At 57.2% G+C, this 22,255-nt stretch carries 21 protein-coding genes and 1 riboswitch; of the genes, 10 read left to right on the top strand and 11 right to left on the bottom strand.

Annotated elements, in window-relative coordinates; translation table 11 throughout:
- Window positions 1-4: 4 nt before the first annotated feature.
- The 7 genes from ftsL to leuO form a co-directional block, all read right to left on the bottom strand.
- Entirely contained in the window at window positions 5-370 is a 366-nt protein-coding gene (gene ftsL, locus QFI97_RS00905; protein WP_004857854.1) for a cell division protein FtsL, read from the bottom strand.
- The gene (rsmH, locus tag QFI97_RS00910) at window positions 367-1,308 is read right to left on the bottom strand and encodes a 16S rRNA (cytosine(1402)-N(4))-methyltransferase RsmH (protein WP_095103780.1); all 942 of its coding nucleotides are present in this window, start codon (window positions 1,306-1,308) and stop codon (window positions 367-369) included. Before rsmH ends, ftsL begins: the two co-directional genes overlap by 4 nt.
- Window position 1,309: 1 nt before the next feature.
- Entirely contained in the window at window positions 1,310-1,768 is a 459-nt protein-coding gene (gene mraZ / locus QFI97_RS00915) for a division/cell wall cluster transcriptional repressor MraZ (RefSeq protein ID WP_041144041.1), read from the bottom strand.
- Window positions 1,769-2,405: 637 nt separating this feature from the next.
- Window positions 2,406-3,410 carry a catabolite repressor/activator gene (gene cra, locus QFI97_RS00920; protein ID WP_095103783.1) on the bottom strand — a complete coding sequence of 335 codons (1,005 nt, stop codon included), beginning with the start codon at window positions 3,408-3,410 and terminating at the stop codon, window positions 2,406-2,408.
- Window positions 3,411-3,591: 181 nt separating this feature from the next.
- On the bottom strand, window positions 3,592-4,083 hold the full coding sequence (ilvN, locus tag QFI97_RS00925) for an acetolactate synthase small subunit (protein ID WP_041144039.1): 492 nt from the start codon (window positions 4,081-4,083) through the stop codon (window positions 3,592-3,594).
- A gap of 2 nt (window positions 4,084-4,085) precedes the next feature.
- Complete coding sequence (gene ilvI, locus QFI97_RS00930) at window positions 4,086-5,810, bottom strand: acetolactate synthase 3 large subunit (RefSeq protein ID WP_095103784.1); 1,725 nt, start codon at window positions 5,808-5,810, stop codon at window positions 4,086-4,088.
- Between the two features lie 470 nt (window positions 5,811-6,280).
- A complete protein-coding gene (leuO, locus tag QFI97_RS00935) occupies window positions 6,281-7,249 on the bottom strand; it encodes a transcriptional regulator LeuO (protein ID WP_331834604.1) in 969 nt (322 codons plus the stop codon).
- Window positions 7,250-7,852: 603 nt separating this feature from the next.
- Here leuO and leuL point away from each other — a divergent pair.
- The 6 genes from leuL (at window position 7,853) to aroD (ending at window position 13,567) form a co-directional block, all read left to right on the top strand.
- Window positions 7,853-7,939, top strand: a complete 87-nt coding sequence (leuL, locus tag QFI97_RS00940) for a leu operon leader peptide (RefSeq protein WP_115193567.1) — start codon at window positions 7,853-7,855, stop codon at window positions 7,937-7,939.
- A 94-nt stretch (window positions 7,940-8,033) separates the two neighbouring features.
- A complete protein-coding gene (gene leuA, locus QFI97_RS00945; RefSeq protein ID WP_095103785.1) occupies window positions 8,034-9,605 on the top strand; it encodes a 2-isopropylmalate synthase in 1,572 nt (523 codons plus the stop codon).
- Window positions 9,605-10,696 carry a 3-isopropylmalate dehydrogenase gene (gene leuB / locus QFI97_RS00950; RefSeq protein ID WP_041144036.1) on the top strand — a complete coding sequence of 364 codons (1,092 nt, stop codon included), beginning with the start codon at window positions 9,605-9,607 and terminating at the stop codon, window positions 10,694-10,696. The genes leuA and leuB overlap by 1 nt, the downstream gene beginning before the upstream one ends.
- Window positions 10,697-10,698: 2 nt before the next feature.
- Window positions 10,699-12,099 carry a 3-isopropylmalate dehydratase large subunit gene (leuC, locus tag QFI97_RS00955; RefSeq protein ID WP_331834557.1) on the top strand — a complete coding sequence of 467 codons (1,401 nt, stop codon included), beginning with the start codon at window positions 10,699-10,701 and terminating at the stop codon, window positions 12,097-12,099.
- A 10-nt stretch (window positions 12,100-12,109) separates the two neighbouring features.
- On the top strand, window positions 12,110-12,715 hold the full coding sequence (gene leuD, locus QFI97_RS00960) for a 3-isopropylmalate dehydratase small subunit (RefSeq protein ID WP_095103788.1): 606 nt from the start codon (window positions 12,110-12,112) through the stop codon (window positions 12,713-12,715).
- A 96-nt stretch (window positions 12,716-12,811) separates the two neighbouring features.
- Window positions 12,812-13,567, top strand: coding sequence for a type I 3-dehydroquinate dehydratase (gene aroD / locus QFI97_RS00965; RefSeq protein ID WP_346430402.1), 756 nt, complete (start codon window positions 12,812-12,814; stop codon window positions 13,565-13,567).
- A 38-nt stretch (window positions 13,568-13,605) separates the two neighbouring features.
- On the opposite strand, the gene QFI97_RS00970 is transcribed toward aroD, so the two are convergent.
- Window positions 13,606-14,790 carry a sugar efflux transporter gene (locus tag QFI97_RS00970; RefSeq protein ID WP_095103791.1) on the bottom strand — a complete coding sequence of 395 codons (1,185 nt, stop codon included), beginning with the start codon at window positions 14,788-14,790 and terminating at the stop codon, window positions 13,606-13,608.
- Window positions 14,791-14,975: 185 nt separating this feature from the next.
- Window positions 14,976-15,128 carry a glucose uptake inhibitor SgrT gene (gene sgrT, locus QFI97_RS00975; RefSeq protein WP_095103793.1) on the bottom strand — a complete coding sequence of 51 codons (153 nt, stop codon included), beginning with the start codon at window positions 15,126-15,128 and terminating at the stop codon, window positions 14,976-14,978.
- A gap of 87 nt (window positions 15,129-15,215) precedes the next feature.
- Between sgrT and sgrR the strand changes: the two genes are divergently transcribed.
- The 4 genes from sgrR (at window position 15,216) to thiQ (ending at window position 20,365) form a co-directional block, all read left to right on the top strand.
- A complete protein-coding gene (gene sgrR / locus QFI97_RS00980; RefSeq protein WP_095103795.1) occupies window positions 15,216-16,871 on the top strand; it encodes an HTH-type transcriptional regulator SgrR in 1,656 nt (551 codons plus the stop codon).
- Window positions 16,872-16,931: 60 nt separating this feature from the next.
- Window positions 16,932-17,078, top strand: a riboswitch (TPP riboswitch).
- Between the two features lie 32 nt (window positions 17,079-17,110).
- Entirely contained in the window at window positions 17,111-18,094 is a 984-nt protein-coding gene (gene thiB, locus QFI97_RS00985; RefSeq protein WP_095103797.1) for a thiamine ABC transporter substrate binding subunit, read from the top strand.
- Window positions 18,070-19,680: a thiamine/thiamine pyrophosphate ABC transporter permease ThiP gene (gene thiP / locus QFI97_RS00990; protein ID WP_346430403.1), complete on the top strand. Its 1,611-nt coding sequence runs from the start codon at window positions 18,070-18,072 to the stop codon at window positions 19,678-19,680. The genes thiB and thiP overlap by 25 nt, the downstream gene beginning before the upstream one ends.
- Window positions 19,664-20,365 carry a thiamine ABC transporter ATP-binding protein ThiQ gene (gene thiQ, locus QFI97_RS00995; protein WP_346430404.1) on the top strand — a complete coding sequence of 234 codons (702 nt, stop codon included), beginning with the start codon at window positions 19,664-19,666 and terminating at the stop codon, window positions 20,363-20,365. The genes thiP and thiQ overlap by 17 nt, the downstream gene beginning before the upstream one ends.
- Here thiQ and QFI97_RS01000 read toward each other — a convergent pair.
- Entirely contained in the window at window positions 20,352-21,116 is a 765-nt protein-coding gene (locus QFI97_RS01000) for a DedA family protein (RefSeq protein WP_095103803.1), read from the bottom strand. The genes thiQ and QFI97_RS01000 overlap by 14 nt on opposite strands.
- 128 nt (window positions 21,117-21,244) lie before the next feature.
- Window positions 21,245-22,090 carry an arabinose operon transcriptional regulator AraC gene (gene araC / locus QFI97_RS01005; RefSeq protein WP_095103805.1) on the bottom strand — a complete coding sequence of 282 codons (846 nt, stop codon included), beginning with the start codon at window positions 22,088-22,090 and terminating at the stop codon, window positions 21,245-21,247.
- Between the last annotated feature and the right edge of the window lie 165 nt (window positions 22,091-22,255).

Below are 22,255 nucleotides of genomic sequence, written 5' to 3' on the forward strand. Positions count from 1 at the left end.
ATCCTTATTTTTGTACAACGATATTTTCTTGTGATGGATCGACATGTTGCATCTGCAACTTCTCGGTCGCGATCCGCTCAACCCGACTGTGATCGCCCAAGGCGTTCTCTTCGAGGATCAGGTTGCGCCATTCAATATCCAGCGCGTCACGTTCCAGAACCAGCTGTTCGCGCTGGGCGGTTAACAAACGGGTATGGTGCGCCGTCGTGACCACCGTAATTGCCGTAATGATGATGCAAATGAACAGACAGAGTGGCAGCTTCCCAAACCGCAGAAGATCGTCCCCGATAACGCCAGGCAAGGCATGGCGCTCGTTGCTTCCTAACGATCCTTTAACTTTGCTTAAGGCTTCTGTCACTCTGCCGATCATGCGTTCGTCCTCTCTGCAATGCGCAGAACTGAACTACGGGCGCGTGGATTCTCTGCCACCTCTTCTTCGCCCGGCATCAACTTGCCTAATGCTCGCAGCTCACGGCCGCCCAGTTTACTAAGCTGCTCTTCAGTCATCGGTAGCCCTGCCGGAACCTGCGGACCGCGGCTTTGCTCACGCATAAAGCGCTTCACAATACGGTCTTCCAGCGAGTGGAAACTGATGATAGAAAGCCGCCCGCCCGGGGCCAGCACGCTGAGCGAGCTTTTTAGCGCCTGCTCTATCTCCTCCAGTTCACTGTTCACCCAAATGCGCACCGCCTGGAAGGTACGGGTCGCGGGATGTTTGAATTTATCCTTCACCGGAGTCGCCGCCGTCACCACTTCCGCCAGCTCTTTCGTGCGGGTCATGGGCTCAACGCGGTTGCGCTCAACGATGGCGCGCGCGATGCGCTTACCGAAGCGCTCTTCGCCAAAGGTTTTAATAACCCAGGCGATATCGGCCTCTTCGGCCGTCTGCAGCCATTCGGCGGCCGACTGGCCGCGCGTCGGATCCATGCGCATATCCAGCGGGCCGTCGCGCATAAACGAGAAGCCGCGTTCCGCGTCATCAAGCTGAGGTGACGAGACGCCAAGATCGAGAAGAATACCGTCGATCTTGCCCGTCAGTTCGCGCTCACTAACATAATCTGCAAGCGCAGAAAAAGGTCCATGTACGATGGAAAAACGGGGGTCATCGATGGTCTTCGCCACGGCGATCGCCTGCGGATCGCGATCGATTGCCAGCAGGCGGCCTTCCGCTCCCAGCCGGGAGAGGATCAGGCGCGAGTGACCACCGCGACCAAAAGTGCCATCAATGTAGATACCATCCGGGCGAATATTCAGGCCGTTAACGGCTTCATCCAGAAGTACCGAAGTATGTTTAAAATTTTCCATCATTTTATAAAGACAAATCCTGCAGTCGCTCCGGCAGTTCCCCGGTTGCGGACTGCTCAGCGTCGATATCTTCCTTGACCCGTTGATACCAGGTCGTTTCATCCCACAGCTCAAACTTATTGAACTGCCCGACCAGCATCACTTCTTTTGTCAGCCCGGCATGCTGCCGTAACACCGGTGCGATCAATAGCCGCCCGGCATTATCCATCTGACATTCGCTGGCATGTCCCAGAAGCAGACGCTGTACGCGCCGCTCAGCGGGATTCATGCTCGATAAACGCGACAATTTTTGCTCGATGATTTCCCATTCAGGCAAGGGGTAAAGCAGCAGGCACGGGTGATGAATGTCAATGGTGCAAACCAATTGACCGGAAGCGCTCTCAATCAGCCCGTCGCGGTAACGCGTCGGTACGGCCAGACGGCCTTTGCTGTCGAGATTGACTAACGTTGCCCCACGGAACATGCCAGCCTCACCCCTTTTCGCCACTTTACCCCACAAATTCCCACCAGAAGGAGTTTACGGAGCGGAGGAAAAGCTTGTCAAGCCAGCACGAATACCAACGAAGCTTAAAAACCCATTATTTGCAGCCGATATTAGGCCTGATGATAAAATCATCAACAAACGAGGCAAATTAACGTCATGAATACGTGTAAGAAAACAACCAACAAATTCGTAACAGTTAAAAGCAACAAAATATCTTCGGCGGGAAAATATAAAGTGTCAGTTTGCGACGCGAGCGGCATTTTAGGCGATTCTGATGCCCGTTAACAGTGCCGGTTGTCACCGGAGAGGCTCTCTTGTCGCGGGGTGGAGAAGATTGTGGGTATTGTTTGCGATAAAATGAGTGTTAATTCAGCGATTAACTTAGTGAATGTAACAAAATAATACAAATATCGGCGGGGACATCTTTTCTTATACCCAGCAGATGCAAGAAAGGCCCTGCTCCAGAATAAAACAAAATAATACGTAAAGAAGTTTAGGGATTTGTCTGAAAGATATTCAGTTTTGCATTTTTAAGGCAATTTGTATGGATTATCGCCAGACGCGCGTCCGTCTGGCGAGCGGTAGAATTATCCCGGCAGCCTCCTGCCGGAAATATTCAACGACGGTTCAGGCTCCCGCGGCGATACAAATTCCGGCGAATCCGGCTTAGGCCAGGCTTTGGCTTGCGCGGTTCGTCGAGGCTGGCGAGGACAATCTCCAGCACGCGTTCGGCAACATCGCGGTGGCGTTGGGCCACTGCCAGCACCGGACACTGGAGGAAATCCAGCAGTTCGTTATCGCCGAAAGTCGCAATCGCCAGCTCGGAGGGCAGCTTGCCTTCACGACGCAGCGTCACGTCCATCACGCCCTGCAGCAGCGGGAACGAGGTGGTAAACAGCGCCTGCGGCATCGGATTCGTTTCCAGCCACTTCTCGAACAGCTGAGCCGCCGCTTCGCGCTCGTAGCTGTTAGCGTAGAGGTACTGCACCTCACGCGGATCGTCCTGCCACGCGGTCCGGAAGCCCTGCTCGCGCAGGAAGCTCACCGACAGCTCCGGCAGAGCGCCAAGATACAGCACGCTGTCGCCAGGGAATTTACGCAGCTCGGCGCCCAGCATTTCCGCATCGTCCCTATCGGCGCCCACGACGCTGGTGAAGTGTTCACGATCGAGCGCGCGATCGAGCGCAACAATCGGGAAAGGATCGTTGGCCCAGCGCTGATAGAACGGGTGCTCAGGCGGTAATGAGGTCGAAACGATAATGGCATCGACCTGGCGCTGCAGCAGATGCTCAATGCAGCGCATCTCGTTATCTGGCTGATCTTCCGAACAGGCGATCAGCAGCTGATAGCCGCGCTGACGCGCCTGACGCTCCAGGTAGTTAGCAATGCGGGTATAGCTGGTGTTTTCCAGATCCGGAATGACCAGACCAATAGAACGCGTGCGTCCTGCACGCAGGCCGGCAGCGACCGCATTCGGGTGATAGTTGTGTTCACGAACCACAGCCATCACCTTTTCGACCGTTTTATCACTCACGCGGTACTGCTTCGCTTTACCGTTAATCACATAGCTAGCGGTGGTTCGCGAGACACCGGCCAGCCGGGCGATTTCATCCAGTTTCACAATTGCCCCTTGGGTAATTTAGTACAGAACATAACCTTTCTTCAGGTATGGATTCATTTTCATAACATCTAAACGCAGAATAGTTAGCACAGCAACCGGTTTTATCTCCAGTTCCTACCGATTTCGCAAAAAAATAGCCCGACAGTTTGTGCCGGGCTATTTTTACGTCATTTTCAGCGACTCAGCGCATTATTTTATCGCCGCGCGACAGGCCAACGACGCCAGAGCGAGCAACTTCAACTATTCTCGCGACGTCACGCAGCGAGGCGATGAATGCATCCAGCTTATCGCTGGTGCCAACCAGCTGAACGGTGTAGATAGACGGGGTGACATCAATAATCTGCCCGCGGAAGATCTCGGTGTTGCGCTTGACCTCTTCGCGGCCAAAGCCGCTGGCCTGTACCTTCACCAGCATAATCTCGCGCTCAACGTGCGAGTTTTGTCCAAGCTCGCTGACGCGCAGCACGTCCACCAGCTTATGCAGCTGCTTCTCGATCTGCTCAATCGCTTTCTCATCACCCACGGTCTGAATCGTCATCCGCGAGAGCGTCGGGTCATCGGTGGGTGCCACCGTCAGGCTTTCAATGTTATACCCACGCTGCGCAAAGAGACCAATAACGCGCGATAAGGCGCCCGATTCGTTTTCCAGTAATACCGATAATATCCGGCGCATAATCAGGTTCTCTCCGTTTTGCTCAACCACATCTCGTCCATCCCGCCGCCGCGGATCTGCATCGGATACACGTGCTCGCTGCCGTCGACAGTTACATCGACGAAGACCAGACGATTATTACGCACCTGTTCCAGCGCTTCAGCCAGCTTCGGCTCAAGCTCCTGCGGCTCGTTGATGCGAATCCCTACGTGACCATACGCTTCTGCCAGGCGGACAAAATCCGGAAGTGACTCCATGTACGACTGCGAGTGACGGCCGGAGTAAATCATGTCCTGCCACTGCTTCACCATCCCGAGATAGCGGTTATTGAGGTTCAGCACCAGAACCGGCAGTTCATACTGCAGCGCGGTGGACAGCTCCTGGATATTCATCTGAATACTGCCGTCGCCGGTGACGCAAACAACGGTCTCCTCCGGCAGCGCCATCTTCACGCCGAGCGCCGCAGGCAGGCCGAAGCCCATCGTGCCCAGGCCGCCGGAGTTGATCCAGCGTCTTGGCTTATCAAAGGGATAATAGAGCGCGGCGAACATCTGATGCTGGCCAACGTCGGAGGTGACGTAGGCATCCCCGTTGGTCAGACGCCAGATGGTCTCGATTACCGCCTGCGGTTTGATCTTGCCGCTTTGCGTATCGTATTGCAGGCAGTGACGCGCGCGCCACTGCTCGATCTGCCGCCACCAGTCGCGGAGTTCATCCAGCGGCTGCTGCGCCTCTTCCTGCTCCAGCAGATCCAGCATCTGCTCCAGCACCTGACGAGCATCGCCAACGATCGGCACGTCCGCCGGCACCGTTTTCGAAATTGACGTCGGATCGATGTCGATATGCAGCACCGTGGCATTCGGGCAATATTTTGCCAGATTGTTGGTCGTGCGATCGTCAAAGCGGACGCCAACGGCAAAAATCACGTCGGAATTATGCATCGTCATGTTGGCTTCGTAGGTGCCGTGCATACCCAGCATGCCCAGCGCCTGCTGGTGCGTAGCCGGGAAAGCCCCCAGCCCCATCAGCGACGAAACGACCGGCAGATTAAGTTTTTCCACCAGACGATACAGCTGCTCTTCGCATTGGGCGTTAATCGCCCCGCCGCCCACGTACACCACCGGGTGTTTGGCCGCGATCAGCGTCTGCAGAGCGCGTTTAATCTGTCCTTTATGCCCGCTGGTCGTCGGATTATAGGAGCGCATGCTGACCGCATCCGGCCATACGTACGGCAGCTTGTTCGCCGGGTTGAGGATATCTTTCGGCAGATCGACGACAACCGGGCCAGGACGGCCGCTGGCCGCCAGCCAGAAGGCTTTCTTCAGGACGCCGGGGATATCTTCAGTTTGCTTAACCAGGAAGCTGTGCTTTACCACCGGCCGGGAAATACCGACCATGTCGCACTCCTGGAAAGCGTCGTAGCCAATCAGGGAAGTCGCCACCTGCCCGGAGAGGATCACCAGAGGGATAGAGTCCATGTAAGCCGTCGCAATACCGGTAATGGCGTTCGTTGCGCCGGGCCCGGAAGTCACCAGCACGACGCCGACTTCCCCCGTGGCGCGGGCGAGCCCGTCCGCCATATGTACCGCGGCCTGCTCGTGGCGGACCAAAATATGATCGATACCGCCGAGGGTATGTAACGCATCATAGATATCGAGGACCGCCCCCCCGGGATAACCGAATACTTGCTTGACGCCCTGATCGACAAGCGACTGGACGACCATCTCGGCTCCTGACAACATCTCCATGGTTTGCCTCCCGGCTTATTGTTTTTAACGACAGCGGAATTCAATTTCCGCGCGTTCGCACAAATGCGCAGAATCTCGTCTTCGCATTGAGGTGAATTGACTGCCTGCCTTTACCATAACTGGTCGCTAACGGGCAGGCAATTAGCCGCCGCGGGTACGCGAGAAGTATTAAAAGAATAAAAAAGAGGATTTAATAAAAAATCAGGTGGAAAACTTCACCGACAGTAAATGGCGCAAATCATTACTCGGACAAATCGCCGTGCCGCAGGAAATCATCCATTTTTCATCTGAATCTGCGGATAGCCGAGGCCGCCAAACAGAATAAAATTCTGCCTTACTACCCATTAACAGATAAAATCATTAGAAACGAGCCGCCGCGCTAGCCTCGGTCAACGGCAGGCCAGAATATCCCCTTTACCCGCTCACAAAGCAGGAGCCGCGGCTCCCGTTTGTGGTTATGCAGAGACAGGTTAGCGCCGGCAAATACTGACCAGCAGTTCTTCCATCCACTGGTGGCCTTTATCGCGACCAGCGGCTTCGTGCCATGAAAGATAGCAGGTTCGGCTATTAACCTGCATCGGCAGAGTAACCAGCCGCAGGTTAAGCTTATCCGCGAATTCAGCCGCCAGCCAACGCGGCGCAATAGCCACCATTTGTGTTTGCGAAACCACGTTTAATACGCTGACCATCGCATTTCCCTGATAAGCAATTCGCGCCTGTTTATCGAGATTGTCATACCAGGGCTGGCTGAATGAAGCATAGCGATCCAGGGCCACAACCGCATGCTCTTCCCGATAAATGTCGTCTTCCGCCAGCAATTCGCTAATACGCGGATGTTGACGACTGGCGACTAATACCATCTCATCGTTAAACAGCGGTACGCAGGCAAATTCAGGGCGGCGAAACTCTTCATAGCCAACCACAAATTCAATTTCCTGATAACGTAATTGATGGTCAGTATTTTGATTCAGCGCCGATTTAAAAATCAAATGAATATTTGGCGCGGCGGCGCTAACTTTATTGAGGATCGTTGCCGTCAAATAGTTATCCAGCGGGCTGCAAACGCACAGATTAAACACCCGCTCGCTGCTTATTGGCTCAAAGCCGGAGCCCGGCAGTTCGTTCTGCACCAGCTGCAAAGCCTGACGCACCGAGCCAAACAGCTGGAACGCACGCGCCGTTGGCTGAATCCCGCGGCCATAGCGAACGAATAGCTCGTCATTAAACATCACCTTCAGGCGCGATACGGCGTTGCTGACCGCCGGCTGCGACATCCCCAGAGACTGTGCCGCCCGGGTGATATTTTGCTCCTGCATCACCGCATCAAAGACGGTGAGCAGATTGAGATCGACCATTCGTAGCTGAGGTTTTGTCACTTCCACCGCAGGGGCTGTTTGATATTCAATACTTTCAATTATCATATCTAATTTCACCATCAGGCTAAATTCCCTTTGCACAAGTACAGTAATTAATGCCGAAAATATCATTTAGCACGCATATGAAATTTGCAAAAGGGTAAAAATGAATTTTAGGAATATATCAAAGTTATGATTTCGACAAAAATAAGCATGATGAGAAAATGGCCGACTCATTTTAACCATATCGATTACTTGATGGTGTTAAGTTTACTCATAATTTATAAAGATAAACAACGGCAGGAATAGTTAAATTAAATTGAAGCAGCATTAAACTATCGATTAAATATACTATTAAAATTAACATGCCGTTATCATAGATAATTAACCTGAACTCATTTTAATATATTCACAGGGTAAATATCCTCAGTCTTTTCATTAAGATGCCAGCCATTACCGCCCCGGTAACGTGACGCCTTGAATGAAAAGAAATTTATGCGAATGTTTTAAATGGTCTCGCCCCTGCCGCGGCGCCAAAAACGATTGTCGGCAAAAAAGCGCGATCTTCAGCACAATTAGCTAATTCAGTGACAAGGCAAAAAGGCGATTTCCCCCCTCAGGGGTTGACATCAAAAGGCGTATCCAGTAACTCTAAAGGCATATCGATTTCATCTGGAGCATGACGCAATGATTCGCAGCACTCGTTTCACCAGCCTACTACTACTAAACGCATCCAATTTGCGCGGTAGGCTGCTGGGCGACGTTAAGCGTTAGTCATCTTCCAGTAAGACTATAAAACCCGCGCCATTGCGCGGGTTTTTTTATGCTCGTCAGCAAGGCGCCCAGGACACCGATTAAGGATTTAACCATGAGCCAGCAAGTCATTATTTTCGATACTACCTTACGCGACGGGGAACAAGCGTTACAGGCCAGCCTGAGCGTTAAAGAGAAGCTGCAGATTGCCCTGGCCCTTGAGCGTATGGGCGTAGACGTGATGGAAGTCGGCTTCCCTGTCTCATCTCCGGGCGATTTTGAATCCGTACAGACCATCGCGCGTACCATCAAAAACAGCCGCGTTTGCGCCCTGGCTCGCTGCGTAGAGAAAGATATCGATGTCGCGGCCGAGTCATTAAAAATCGCCGAAGCGTTCCGTATTCATACTTTTATCGCCACCTCGCCGATGCACATCGCCACCAAGCTGCGCAGCACCCTCGATGAGGTGATTGAGCGCGCGGTGTATATGATCAAGCGCGCACGCAACTATACCGACGACGTCGAATTCTCCTGTGAAGATGCCGGGCGTACGCCAATTGCTGACCTGTCTCGCGTCGTGGAAGCCGCCATCCGCGCCGGCGCCACCACCATTAACATCCCGGATACCGTCGGCTATACCATGCCGTTCGAATTCTCCAACATCATTACCGGCCTGTACGATCACGTCCCGAACATCGACAAAGCGATCATTTCCGTTCACACCCATGACGATTTGGGCTTAGCCGTCGGCAACGCCATTGCCGCCGTCCACGCCGGCGCGCGCCAGGTTGAAGGCGCCATGAACGGTATCGGCGAACGTGCGGGCAACTGTTCGCTGGAAGAAGTCATCATGGCCATCAAGGTGCGTAAAGACATTATGGACGTACGCACCCGCATTAATCACAGCGAAATCTGGCGCACCAGCCAGACCGTCAGCCAGATTTGCAACATGCCGATCCCGGCGAACAAAGCCATCGTCGGCACCGGCGCTTTCGCCCACTCTTCCGGTATTCACCAGGACGGCGTGCTGAAGAACCGCGAAAACTACGAAATCATGACCCCGGAATCCATCGGCCTGAATCAGGTACAGCTGAACCTGACCTCCCGCTCCGGCCGCGCGGCGGTGAAACACCGCATGGAAGAGATGGGCTACAAGGAAAGCGACTACAACATGGACCACCTGTACGACGCGTTCCTGAAGCTGGCAGACAAAAAAGGTCAGGTCTTCGACTACGACCTGGAAGCGCTGGCCTTTATTAACAAGCAGCAGGAAGAGCCTGAGCATTTCCGCCTGGACTACTTCAGCGTTCAATCCGGTTCCAACGCCATCGCCACCGCCTCCGTCAAGCTGGCCTGCGGCGACGAAGTGAAGTCCGAAGCGGCTAACGGCAACGGCCCGGTCGATGCCGTATATCAGGCAATCAACCGCGTCACGGCGTATGACATCGAGCTGGTTAAGTATGGTTTAAGCGCCAAAGGCCACGGCAAAGATGCGCTGGGCCAGGTTGATATCGTCGTTAACTACAACGGTCGCCGCTTCCACGGCGTCGGGCTGGCGACGGATATCGTAGAGTCCTCGGCGAAGGCGATGGTTCACGTTCTGAACAACATCTGGCGCGCCGCTGAAGTCGAAAAAGAGTTGCAACGCAAAGCTCAAAATAACGAGAACAAGAAGGAAACTGTGTAATGTCGAAGAATTATCATATTGCTGTTTTGCCAGGTGATGGCATTGGCCCGGAAGTCATGAACCAGGCGATGAAAGTACTGGAAGCTGTCCGTAACCGTTTTGATATGCGCATTACCACCAGCCAGTATGACGTTGGCGGCATCGCCATCGACCGCCAGGGCACCCCGCTGCCGCAGGCAACCGTGGACGGCTGCGAGCAGGCGGACGCCATTCTGTTCGGCTCCGTCGGTGGCCCAAAATGGGAGCACCTGCCGCCCGCAGAGCAGCCGGAGCGCGGCGCGCTGCTGCCGCTGCGTAAACATTTCAAGCTGTTCAGCAACCTGCGTCCGGCGAAGCTGTACCAGGGGCTGGAAGAGTTTTGCCCGCTGCGCGCGGATATCGCCGCCAACGGCTTCGACATTCTGTGCGTCCGTGAACTGACCGGCGGCATCTACTTCGGCCAGCCGAAGGGTCGCGAAGGCAGCGGCCATCACGAAAAAGCATTTGATACCGAGGTTTACCACCGCTTTGAAATCGAGCGCATTGCGCACATCGCGTTTGAATCGGCCCGCAAGCGCCGGAGCAAAGTGACCTCTATCGACAAAGCCAACGTGCTGCAGTCCTCCATTTTGTGGCGGGAAATCGTCGGCGAAATCGCCAAAGAGTACCCGGACGTTGAGCTGGCGCACATGTACATCGACAACGCCACCATGCAGCTGATTAAAGACCCGTCCCAGTTCGACGTGCTGCTGTGCTCCAACCTGTTCGGCGACATCCTGTCCGACGAATGCGCGATGATCACTGGCTCAATGGGCATGCTGCCGTCCGCCAGCCTCAATGAACAGGGTTTTGGCCTGTACGAGCCGGCAGGCGGCTCGGCGCCGGATATCGCCGGCAAGAACATCGCCAACCCGATCGCCCAGATCCTGTCGCTGGCGCTGCTGCTGCGCTACAGCCTCGATGCGGACGCTGCGGCAACGGCGATCGAAAGCGCGATCAACCGCGCATTAGAAGAAGGCATCCGTACCGGCGATTTAGCGCGCGGTGCGGCGGCGGTCAGTACCGATGAAATGGGCGATATTATTGCCCGCTACGTCGCTGAAGGGGTGTAATCATGGCGAAGACGTTGTATGAAAAATTGTTTGATGCTCACGTGGTTTATGAAGCGCAAAACGAAACCCCGCTGCTGTACATCGACCGTCATCTGGTACACGAAGTAACCTCCCCGCAGGCGTTTGACGGCCTGCGCGCGCACAACCGCCAGGTGCGCCAGCCGGGAAAAACCTTCGCCACCATGGATCATAACGTTTCGACTCAGACCAAAGACATCAACGCGTCCGGCGAAATGGCGCGTATTCAGATGCAGGAGCTGATTAAGAACTGTAACGAATTCGGCGTTGAGCTGTATGACCTGAACCACCCGTATCAGGGTATCGTCCACGTGATGGGCCCTGAGCAAGGCGTGACCCTGCCGGGGATGACCATCGTTTGCGGCGATTCCCATACCGCGACCCACGGCGCGTTCGGCGCGCTGGCTTTCGGCATCGGGACCTCCGAAGTCGAGCACGTGCTGGCAACTCAGACCCTGAAGCAGGGCCGCGCCAAAACGATGAAGATTGAAGTTCAGGGCCAGGCGGCCCCCGGCATCACCGCTAAAGATATCGTGCTGGCGATCATCGGCAAAACCGGCAGCGCCGGCGGTACGGGCCACGTGGTCGAATTCTGCGGCGAAGCCATTCGCAACCTGAGCATGGAAGGCCGCATGACCCTGTGCAATATGGCCATCGAGATGGGCGCTAAAGCGGGCCTGGTGGCGCCGGACGCGACCACCTTTGATTACGTGAAGGGCCGTCTGCACGCGCCTAAAGGCGAGGACTTTAGCGAAGCGGTCGCTTACTGGGAAACCCTGACCACGGACGCCGATGCCACCTTTGACACCGTCGTCATCTTACAGGCCGCAGAGATTGCTCCGCAGGTCACCTGGGGAACCAACCCAGGCCAGGTTATCTCCGTCACCGACATGATCCCCGATCCGGCCTCTTTCGCCGATCCGGTAGAGCGCGCGAGCGCGGAAAAAGCGCTGGCCTATATGGGCCTGAAGCCGGGCATCCCGCTGACCGAAGTCGCAATTGATAAAGTCTTTATCGGCTCCTGTACCAACTCGCGCATTGAAGACTTACGCGCGGCGGCGGAGATCGCCAAAGGACGTAAAGTGGCGCCAGGCGTGCAGGCATTAGTGGTGCCTGGCTCAGGCCCGGTGAAAGCCCAGGCGGAAGCAGAAGGCCTGGATAAAATCTTTATCGAAGCCGGTTTTGAATGGCGCCTGCCGGGCTGCTCCATGTGTCTGGCGATGAACAACGACCGCCTGAACCCGGGCGAGCGCTGCGCATCCACCAGCAACCGTAACTTTGAAGGCCGTCAGGGCCGCGGCGGACGTACCCACTTAGTCAGCCCGGCAATGGCGGCAGCGGCGGCCGTTAGCGGCCATTTTGCCGACATCCGCGACATCAAATAAGGAGACCATCATGGCAGAGAAATTTACCCAACATACGGGCCTGGTGGTGCCGCTGGATGCCGCAAACGTCGATACCGATGCGATCATTCCCAAGCAGTTCCTGCAGAAAGTCACCCGCACCGGTTTTGGCGCGCATCTGTTCAACGACTGGCGCTTCCTCGATGATCAGGGACAGCAGCCGAATCCGGAATTCGTCCTCAACTTCCCGGAGTACAAGGGCGCCTCGATTCTGCTGGCGCGGGAAAACTTCGGCTGCGGCTCCTCGCGTGAACATGCGCCGTGGGCATTGACCGATTACGGCTTTAAAGTGGTTATCGCCCCCAGCTTTGCCGATATCTTCTACGGCAACAGCTTTAACAACCAGCTGCTGCCGGTCACGCTGAGCGACGAGCAGGTCGACGAGATGTTTAAGCTGGTGCAGGCCAACCCGGGCATTAAGTTCGAGGTGGATCTGGAAGCCGAAGTGGTTAAAGCGGGCGACAGGTCGTACAGCTTTAAAATCGACGCCTTCCGCCGCCACTGCATGCTTAACGGCCTCGATAGCATCGGCCTGACGCTGCAGCACGAAGAGGCGATCTCCGCCTACGAGAATAAGCAGCCGGCCTTTATGAACTAAAGCCGCCAGCGGCTCCCCTGCCCGGTCCACTGACCGGGCATTTTTTTATGCCTTCTCAGCGACAGAAGGCCTCAGGAAATACGCACAGGCGCTGATATGACGACAACCGTTACGGTGAAGAACATCACCTTCCAGGAAGGTTCAACCCACATTTGCGTTCCGCTGATGGGCCAAACCCTCGATGAGCTGAAGGCCCGTGCTCGGGCGCTGGCGGAGGTCGACGCCGATATTATCGAATGGCGTGCCGACGGCTTTGCGCAGGTTGGCGAAAGCGAGCAGGTAATGCTGGCGCTGGCTGACATTCGCCAGATCCTCGCCGATACGCCGCTGCTGTTCACCTTCCGTAGCCAAAAAGAGGGCGGCGAGGCGCAGCTCGACGAGGCGGACTATTTTGCGCTTAACCGTCAGGTCGCGCTCAGCGGGCTGGTCGAGGTGATTGATATTGAGCTCTTCAACGATGAATCGCAGATCCGATCGCTGATCGACGATGCCCATGCCGCCGGCGTTAAGGCGATCGTCAGCAATCATGATTTCCAGAAGACGCCGCCCGAGGAAGAGATTATTCGCCGCCTCTGCCGCATGCAGGAGCTGGGCGCCGACCTGCCGAAAATAGCGGTCATGCCGCAATCTCCGCAGGATGTGCTGACGCTACTCTCCGCCACGCTGTCCATGAAAGAGAAGTACGCTACCCGCCCGATCATCACCATGTCGATGGGCAAAATGGGCGGCATCAGCCGGGTTACCGGGCGACTGTTTGGCTCAGCGATGACGTTCGGCAGCGCGGGCCAGGCCTCCGCGCCGGGGCAAATCGCCATCCGGCAGCTGCGGGAAACGATCGATATCCTCTCCTGAATCCTGCCGCCCGCGGCGCTCCGCGAGCGGGTAACGGGCTAGATATCTTTAACTTTGCAGGTCAAAAACAGGGTGACCAGCGAAATCGCCGCAATCGCCCAGTAAACGCTGGCGTGGCCGTAGCTTTGCGACAGCGCCCCCTGCAGCACGCCGGCCAGGATTACGCCGGTGGAAATACTGTTGGTAAACAGCGTGGTGGCCGCTCCCGCGCGTCCCGGCATCAGGTCCTGGAACCACAGCATGCCGATCCCGGCGACAATACCGATAAAAATCGCGTTAAACAGCTGCAGCGCCAGCAGCGCCGTGCGGTCGTGGAACAGGATCAGCCCGGCGTAGAACAGCACCCCGGCGGCCACGGCGGCGACCATCATGCTACGCTTGCCCCAGCGTTTGACATAGTAGCCCGCAAGGATCATCGCCGGGATCTCCAGCCCGGCCGCGGTGCCCATTAAGATCCCGGCCAGGCTATCCGGCAGGCCGAGATCGCTGCTGATCCACAGCGGCATATCGATGATGTACATGGTGTTGCAGGTCCACATCAGCGTCGAGGCGATAAACAGCATACGCACGTTTTTATCCTGCCAGCCGCCGGCCTGCGCCACCGCGCCTGCCGCCTCCGAAGGCTGCTCCACCCGCGCCACCGACGGCAGCTTACAGGCGATCAGCGCCAGGCTAATCACAAAAATAGCGGCTGCAATGGAGAACATGGTGGTAAAGCCGTAGTTCAGCGCCAGCATAAAGGCCAGCGGCGGGCCGATAACCCACGCCAGCGACAGCTGGGCGCGCATGATTGAACTGAACATCACCACTTCCCGCGCCGAGCTGTCGGCATACTCCCGCGCCAGGGCGAACAGCTGCGGCATCGCGGCATTGGCGATGGATGCCAGCATTACGCCGCAGGTAATCAGGGTTAAGTAGTGGCGATTAAACGCAAACAGCAGCGCGTTGCCCACGGCCATCAGACAGCAGAACATAATCAGCCGGCGGCGGTCGCCCTGGCTATCGGATCGCTTCGCCAGCGCCAGGCTGACCGCGATCCCGGCAATGGCGTTAACGGTATAAAACAGCCCGACCCAGAAAGGCTGCGCACCTACTTCGCGGCTGAGAAACAGGCTGAGCGTCGGGGCCTGCAGCGCGCCGGCAATCCCCATCATAAAAGCGACCAGCATAAAAGCCGCGTAGACGCCGTTAAGCCGCCGCCCCATTGTCATTAACCACAGCATGTCATGTCCTTAGCACGCGAAGAAAACGAAAAAAGCCAGCAGAAGTCATCTGCTGGCGGGTGATTTTATACTCAATCGATTTCAGGTTACAGGCAGGCGGCCATTATGAGCGGACCGCGGCAACGCCGGGAACGTGAAAGACGACAGGTACGCACCAATACTCAGTCACACATGATGTCTGCAAGTTAACGCTCAGAGGTCGGTGACGTAACTCCCCACTGCATCAGCTCGCCGAGTATTTCCTGCTGTCGTCCTGCCATCAGGCGGGCTAGCCATGACGCATCCTGCGTCGCAGAAAAGTAGCGTTGGTAGAACTGCTTAGCGGTTGACCTCATCATATTCATCTCCTCGCTTCATCGGAATCTATTATTGGCCTAATATAGGGATTAATAAATTGCTGAGTTTTCATCAGGAGTTCCCCTTTTATGTCTTCCGCCCGTCTGCAACAACAGTTCATCCGCTTATGGCAATGCTGCGAAGGCAGGTCGCAGGAGACGACGCTCAACGAGCTGGCGGAGATGCTAAGCTGTTCGCGCCGCCATATGAGAACCCTGCTGAACATGATGGAAGAGCGCGGCTGGCTAACCTGGGAGGCGGAAGCGGGACGCGGTAAGCGATCGAAGCTGGCCTTCCTTTACACCGGCCTGGCGCTGCAGCAGCAGCGGGCGGAAGATCTGCTGGAGCAGGATCGCATCGATCAGCTGGTGCAGCTGGTCGGCGATAAGGCCGCCGTGCGCCAGATGCTGGTCTCTCATCTCGGACGGAGCTTTCGCCAGGGGCGGCATATTCTGCGCGTGCTCTACTACCGGCCGATGAAAAATCTGCTCCCCGGCAGCGCTCTGCGCCGTTCGGAAAACCATATCGCCCGGCAAATCTTCAGCGCCCTGACGCGGGTAAATGAGGAAAATGGGGAACTGGAAGCCGATATTGCCCACCACTGGCAGCAGCTATCTCCCACCCACTGGCGCTTCTTTTTGCGTCCCGGCATCCACTTTCACCACGGCCGCGAGCTGGAAATGGAGGATGTGATCGCCTCTTTGCAGCGCAGCAACGCCCTGCCGCTCTACTCCCATATTGAGCGCATCGTCTCGCCTACCGCCTGGACGCTGGATATCCATCTGACCCAGCCGGATCGCTGGCTGCCGTGGCTGCTGGGCCAGGTTTCCGCGGTGATACTGCCGCGCGAATGGCAGTCGATGGAGAACTACTCCGCGATGCCGATCGGTACCGGGCCCTATGCGGTGGCGCGCAATAACCAAAATCAGCTAAAGATCCATGCCTTCGACGACTACTTCGGCTATCGGGCATTAATTGACGAGGTCAACGTCTGGGTGCTGCCGGAGATTGGCGAAGAGTCGAACGGCGGCTTAACCCTGCAGGGCACCACGCAGAGCGAGAAAGCCGTCGAAAGTCGTCTGGAAGAAGGCTGCTACTACCTGCTGTTTGATTCCCGCAGCCCGCTTGGCGCCAATGCAGCCGTACGCCAGTGGCTGAGCTATCTGTTCCAGCCGGCGAACCTGCTCTATCACGCGGGCGAACATTACCAGGGCAACTGGTTCCCGGCCTACGGCCTGCTGCCGCGCTGGCACCACGCGCGCAGCCACGCCTGCGAGAAGCCCGCGGGCCTGGAGTCGGTGACGCTGACCTATTACCAGGACCATATTGAGCATCGCGCGATCGGCGGCATTATGGCGACGCTGTTAGCCGAACATCAGGTCAGGCTGGAGATTCGGGAGCTGGAATACGCGGAATGGCATCGCGGCGAGGTTGTCAGCGATATCTGGCTAAACAGCGCCAACTTTACCCTGCCGATCGACTTTTCCCTGTTCGCCTGGCTTTATGAAGTTCCGCTCATTCGCCACTGCATCCCGATTGACTGGCAGGAGGATGCCGGCCGCTGGCATGCGGGCGAGTTAAACCCCGCAACCTGGAGTCAGCAGCTGCTGGCTAATCAAACGATCGTGCCACTGATCCACCACTGGCTGATGATCCAGGGCCAGCGCAGCATGCGCGGTGTGAGAATGAACACCCTCGGCTGGTTTGATTTTAAATCGGCGTGGTTTGCGCCGCCGGAACCCTAGAGCCTTGCCACCTGGCGCGGAAGCACTTTCGGTCAGCTAACAAAATCATTACACTGGTCGCCGTTCTCAACGGGGTGCTAATAAACATACGCGATATCGTTCAGGCTGCATCAAGGCAGCCTGAACGATGAAGCGTCTGGGCTGAGAAAATACCCGTCGAACCTGATCCGGATAACGCCGGCGAAGGGATTTGAGGCTCACTCAAAATCCTTTGCCACCCCTTTTTTGTGAGGTGCAAAGTGTTGAAAAAATTACTCCCGCTGCTGGTGCTGGTCGCCGCTCCCGCGTTGGCTAAACCCGTTCTCACCGTTTATACCTACGACTCCTTTTCTGCGGACTGGGGCCCAGGCCCGGCCGTCAAAAAGGCTTTTGAAGCCGACTGCGGCTGCGAGCTGAAGTTCGTGGCGCTGGAAGATGGCGTCTCGCTGCTGAATCGCCTGCGCATGGAAGGCAAAAACAGCAAAGCCGACGTGGTCCTCGGACTGGACAACAACCTGCTGGAAGCGGCGGCGCAAAGCAAGCTGTTCGCCAAAAGCAACGTGCCGACCGACGCGCTTACGGTCCCTGGCGGCTGGAACAACGATACCTTCGTACCCTTTGATTACGGCTATTTCGCCTTCGTCTACGATAAAAACAAGCTCAAAAATCCGCCAAAAAGCCTGAAAGAGCTGGTTGAGAGCGATCGGAAATGGCGGGTGATCTACGAAGATCCGCGCACCAGCACGCCGGGCCTCGGCCTGCTGCTGTGGATGCAGAAAGTGTACGGCGACAAATCCCCGCAGGCCTGGGAGAAGCTGGCGGCGAAAACCGTCACCGTGACCAAGGGCTGGAGCGAGGCCTACGGCCTGTTCCTGAAGGGGGAAAGCGATCTGGTGCTGAGCTATACCACCTCTCCGGCTTATCACATTATCGAAGAGAAAAAAGATAACTACGCGGCGGCCGCTTTCAGCGAAGGCCACTACCTGCAGGTCGAAGTGGCGGCCCGCACCGCGGCCAGCAAGCAGCCGGAGCTGGCGGAGAAGTTCCTTAAGTTTATGGTCTCTCCGGGTTTCCAGAATGCGATTCCGGCGGGCAACTGGATGTACCCGGTCACCCAGGTGACGCTCCCTGCCGGCTTTGACGCGCTGGTCAAACCGCAGACCACGCTGGAGTTCACTCCGCAGCAGGTCGCTGGCGAACGACAGAACTGGATTAACGCATGGCAACGCGCCGTCAGCCGCTAACTATCGGCTGGCTGCTGCCGGGCCTGACGGCCGCCGCCGTGCTGGTCGTAGTGGCGCTGGCCGCTTTTCTGGCGCTCTGGAGCAGCGCGCCGGAGGCGGCCTGGCTGGCGATCGTTCGCGACAGCTATCTCTGGCACGTCGTCCGCTTCTCCTTCTGGCAGGCGTTTCTCTCGGCGCTGCTTTCGGTGGTGCCGGCTATTTTTCTTGCCCGCGCCCTTTACCGGCGCCGCTTTCCCGGCCGCACGCTGCTGCTGCGCCTGTGCGCGATGACTCTTATCCTGCCGGTGCTGGTGGCGGTATTTGGCATCCTGAGCGTTTACGGCCGTCAGGGCTGGCTGGCGGCGGCTTTTAGCGCGCTGGGATGGCGGTGGGATTTCTCCCCTTACGGGCTGCAGGGAATTCTGCTGGCGCACGTCTTCTTCAATATGCCGATGGCGACCCGCCTGCTGCTGCAGGCGCTGGAGAATATTCCCGGCGAACAGCGGCAAATTGCGGCCCAGCTTGGCATGCGCGGCTTTCACTTTTTCCGCTTCGTGGAGTGGCCGTGGCTGCGGCGGCAAATTCCTCCGGTGGCGGCGCTTATCTTTATGCTCTGCTTCGCCAGCTTCGCTACCGTACTCTCCCTTGGCGGCGGCCCTCGGGCCACTACCATCGAGCTGGCGATCTACCAGGCGCTGAGCTTTGATTACGACCCGGCTCGCGCGGCGATGCTGGCGCTGATCCAGATGAGCTGCTGCCTCGGGCTGGTGCTGCTCAGCCAGCGCCTGAGCAAGGCCTTGGCGATCGGCGTGACCCACGTTCGCGGCTGGCGCGACCCTGACGATCGCCTGCACAGCCGCCTGACCGATTTCGTGCTCATCGCGATCGCGCTGCTGCTGCTGCTGCCGCCGCTGCTGGCGGTCGTCATCGATGGCCTGAATAACAATCTGCCGCGGGTGCTGTCCCAGCCTGCGCTATGGCAAGCCTTCTCGACCTCCCTGCGCATCGCGCTGGCCGCCGGCATACTCAGCGTTATTCTGACGATGATGCTGCTGTGGAGCAGCCGCGAGCTGCGCATCCGCCGCCGCCCGCTGGCCGGCCAGGCGCTGGAGCTCAGCGGAATGCTGATCCTCGCCATGCCGGGAATTGTGCTCGCGACCGGCTTCTTTTTACTGCTCAATAATAGCGTTGGCCTGCCCGACTCCGCCGACGGCATCGTTATCTTCACCAATGCGCTGATGGCGATCCCCTATGCGCTGAAGGTGCTGGAAAACCCGATGCGCGACGTCGCCGTGCGCTACGGCATGCTCTGCCAATCGCTGGGGATGAGCGGCTTTACCCGCCTGCAGGTCGTAGAGCTTCGCGCCCTGAAGCGCCCGCTGGCCCAGGCGCTGGCCTTTGCCTGCGTGCTTTCGATCGGTGATTTCGGCGTGGTGGCGCTGTTCGGCAACGACGATTTCCGCACCCTACCGTTCTATCTGTATCAGCAGATTGGCGCCTATCGTAGCCAGGACGGTGCCGTTACCGCCCTGCTGCTGCTGGCGCTGTGCTTTGTCCTCTTTACCGTGATTGAGAAGCTACCGGGGCGTGATGTTAAAACTGAATGATGTAACCTGGCTGTACCAGCACCTGCCGATGCGTTTCACCCTCTCCGTACAGCGCGGCGAACGCATTGCGGTACTCGGCCCCAGCGGGGCGGGGAAAAGCACGCTGCTGAATCTGATCGCCGGCTTTTTGCCGCCGGCGAGCGGCAGCATCGTCATCGACGGTCAGCCGCATACCGATACGCCGCCCGCCCGTCGCCCGGTATCAATGCTGTTTCAGGAAAATAACCTCTTTAACCATCTCACCATCCGCCAGAACATCGGCCTTGGCATGCACCCCGGGCTTAAGCTGAGCGCCGGGCAAAACGCCAGTCTGCAGGCTATTGCCGAACAGATGGGCCTTGATTCCCTGCTGGAGAGGCTTCCCGGCGAGCTATCCGGCGGTCAGCGGCAGCGGGCGGCGCTGGCGCGCTGTCTGGTGCGCGAGCAGCCGGTACTGCTGCTGGATGAGCCGTTTTCCGCGCTCGATCCGGCGCTGCGCCAGGAGATGCTGATTTTGGTCGCAGAGGTTTGCCAGCGCCGGAATTTGACGCTGCTGATGGTGTCGCATAGCGTGGAGGATGCGGCCCGCATCGCCCCGCGATCGCTGGTGGTGGCCGACGGGCGTATCGCCTGGGATGGCGCCACCGATGCGCTCTTAAGCGGCAACAGCAGCGCCTCCCATCTGTTAGGGATCAGCGCGCGATAACCTGGTGCAGAATATTGAGATAGACCGGCATCAGCGGGTGGCGAATCGCCACGGTTAACGCCACGCCCGCCAGCGCCAGCGCCAGCGGCGTCAGCCACAGCAGACGCGTACGCGGCAGCAGTCGGGTCAGACGATCGCTTGTTTTCGCGCTACGCCACAGTCGCCAGCATAGCCAACCGGCCAGCCACGCCAGCAGCGCGGCGCTCAGCAGCAGCCACTTAAAGCTGGCGCTGTTCTCATCGGCGGGAATATCAATGGCCGCGCCGGCAAGAATGCCTGGTAAAAAGTAGAGCGGCGGCCACAGCAGACAGCCAATAATATTCGGCAGAATAAACTTCGCGACCGGCAGGTCAAGCATTCCGGCAACCATCGGCACCAGCGGTCTCGTCGGCCCGACGAAGCGCCCGATCAGGATCGTGACCATGCTGTGCTGGTGCAGCGCGTGCTCGGTCTTATCAAGCAGCGCTTTGTTTTTCTTCATAAACGACCAGCGATGCAGCGGTTTTTTAAACCGCCAGCCGAGCCAGAATGAAATCCAGTCACCGAATAAACAGCCGACGATCCCCGCCAGCCACGCCTGCCAGAAGTTAACCTCACCGCTGCCGATCAGCGCGCCCAGCCCGGCCATCATCACCGTACCCGGCAGTATCAGCCCCACCAGCGCCAGCGATTCAAGAAAGGCGACCAGCATCACGGCTATCAGCGAGTAGACCGTGGATTGGGTGATAAAATGTTCCAGCAATGCTTGCATAGTGTGCCCGGTTTAAAAACGAAGCACGGATTCTCCAGAGCCGTCGCGCCTTCGTCAAGCCATCAATTGTCTGAATAGTTTACTGGTTGTGACAATTTTCCGGGGCATCATTTCACTTTATTTACGTTTTATTCACATCCTGCGCGGAATTCGCTCGGGCTGGCGCCGGTGCATTTTTTAAATACCCGCGAGAAATAGAGCTGATCTTCAAAGCCAACGTTGCGTCCCACCGTGGCGATGGGCATTCGCGTGGTGCTCAGCAGCAGCTTGGCCTGGCTGATGCGCTGATCTTCCCGCCACCCCAGCACGCTGATGCCCAGCTGCTGGCGGAACAGGTGCGACAGCCGCGACGGCGACAGACACACGTGCTGGGCGACGCTGGCGATATCAAAATGGCTGTCCGCCAGGTGATCGCTAATGTACTGGCAGGCGTCGCGGACCCGGTTATCCAGCGGCGGGTACAGGGATTCGTTAATGGCCTCCATGCGCCGCAGCAGCAGCTGTTCCAGCAGATTGATCGCCAACAGCTCAGAGTAGCGCCCGGCCCCCTGTCCGGCGTCGACGATCTGGCCGAAAAGCTCGCCAAAGCGCGCCTGCCACTGCTCATCGGGACGGAAAAATCCGGTGTGGGCGAAAATCGTCGGCCAGTTCAGCCATTCGTGCCAGTAGGCCCGCGGGCGGAAGTAGACCCACTGGTGATACCACTCGCGGGCATCAGGGTGGCGGCCGTAGTGATGAATTTCCCCCGGCGGGAAGAGTAAAATATCGCCAGGCCGGCAGACAAACTGTTCGTCCTGGTTGTTGATCACCCCTTCACCGCGAATCGTCAGATTAAGAATAAAACCTTTCATGCCGAGCGGGCGGTCAATAAAGAAATCCAGATAGCTATCCGCATCAATCGGCGTCAGCCCCGTAACCAGGTGGGCGTTAAAAGAGTAGCCCGGTAGCAAAGGATCGTTTTGTGTTTCAGCCATAAACTCAGCTCTCCCGGAGAGGCTCTGGACACCAATTGTCCATATTCGTTATTTTATCCCTAAGCGCGCTTCCCGTAATGGGATGCGGGTTGAAATTCGAATTAAAACCCGCCTGATTTCAGCAAAAATCGACGACACCGCTCAATGTAAGCCATTCCAACGCAT

Origin of the sequence: Klebsiella scottii (assembly GCF_036561945.1) — a bacterium.
Classification (GTDB): Bacteria; Pseudomonadota; Gammaproteobacteria; order Enterobacterales; family Enterobacteriaceae; genus Klebsiella; species Klebsiella scottii.

Coding starts and splice junctions, on each gene's coding strand:
- ftsL (WP_004857854.1), bottom strand. CDS start 370: ATGATCGGCAGAGTGACAGAAGCCTTAAGCAAAGTTAAAGGATCGTTA.
- rsmH (WP_095103780.1), bottom strand. CDS start 1,308: ATGATGGAAAATTTTAAACATACTTCGGTACTTCTGGATGAAGCCGTT.
- mraZ (WP_041144041.1), bottom strand. CDS start 1,768: ATGTTCCGTGGGGCAACGTTAGTCAATCTCGACAGCAAAGGCCGTCTG.
- ilvN (WP_041144039.1), bottom strand. CDS start 4,083: ATGCGCCGGATATTATCGGTATTACTGGAAAACGAATCGGGCGCCTTA.
- ilvI (WP_095103784.1), bottom strand. CDS start 5,810: ATGGAGATGTTGTCAGGAGCCGAGATGGTCGTCCAGTCGCTTGTCGAT.
- leuL (WP_115193567.1), top strand. CDS start 7,853: ATGATTCGCAGCACTCGTTTCACCAGCCTACTACTACTAAACGCATCC.
- leuA (WP_095103785.1), top strand. CDS start 8,034: ATGAGCCAGCAAGTCATTATTTTCGATACTACCTTACGCGACGGGGAA.
- leuB (WP_041144036.1), top strand. CDS start 9,605: ATGTCGAAGAATTATCATATTGCTGTTTTGCCAGGTGATGGCATTGGC.
- leuC (WP_331834557.1), top strand. CDS start 10,699: ATGGCGAAGACGTTGTATGAAAAATTGTTTGATGCTCACGTGGTTTAT.
- leuD (WP_095103788.1), top strand. CDS start 12,110: ATGGCAGAGAAATTTACCCAACATACGGGCCTGGTGGTGCCGCTGGAT.
- aroD (WP_346430402.1), top strand. CDS start 12,812: ATGACGACAACCGTTACGGTGAAGAACATCACCTTCCAGGAAGGTTCA.
- QFI97_RS00970 (WP_095103791.1), bottom strand. CDS start 14,790: ATGCTGTGGTTAATGACAATGGGGCGGCGGCTTAACGGCGTCTACGCG.
- sgrT (WP_095103793.1), bottom strand. CDS start 15,128: ATGATGAGGTCAACCGCTAAGCAGTTCTACCAACGCTACTTTTCTGCG.
- sgrR (WP_095103795.1), top strand. CDS start 15,216: ATGTCTTCCGCCCGTCTGCAACAACAGTTCATCCGCTTATGGCAATGC.
- thiP (WP_346430403.1), top strand. CDS start 18,070: ATGGCAACGCGCCGTCAGCCGCTAACTATCGGCTGGCTGCTGCCGGGC.
- thiQ (WP_346430404.1), top strand. CDS start 19,664: ATGTTAAAACTGAATGATGTAACCTGGCTGTACCAGCACCTGCCGATG.
- QFI97_RS01000 (WP_095103803.1), bottom strand. CDS start 21,116: ATGCAAGCATTGCTGGAACATTTTATCACCCAATCCACGGTCTACTCG.
- araC (WP_095103805.1), bottom strand. CDS start 22,090: ATGGCTGAAACACAAAACGATCCTTTGCTACCGGGCTACTCTTTTAAC.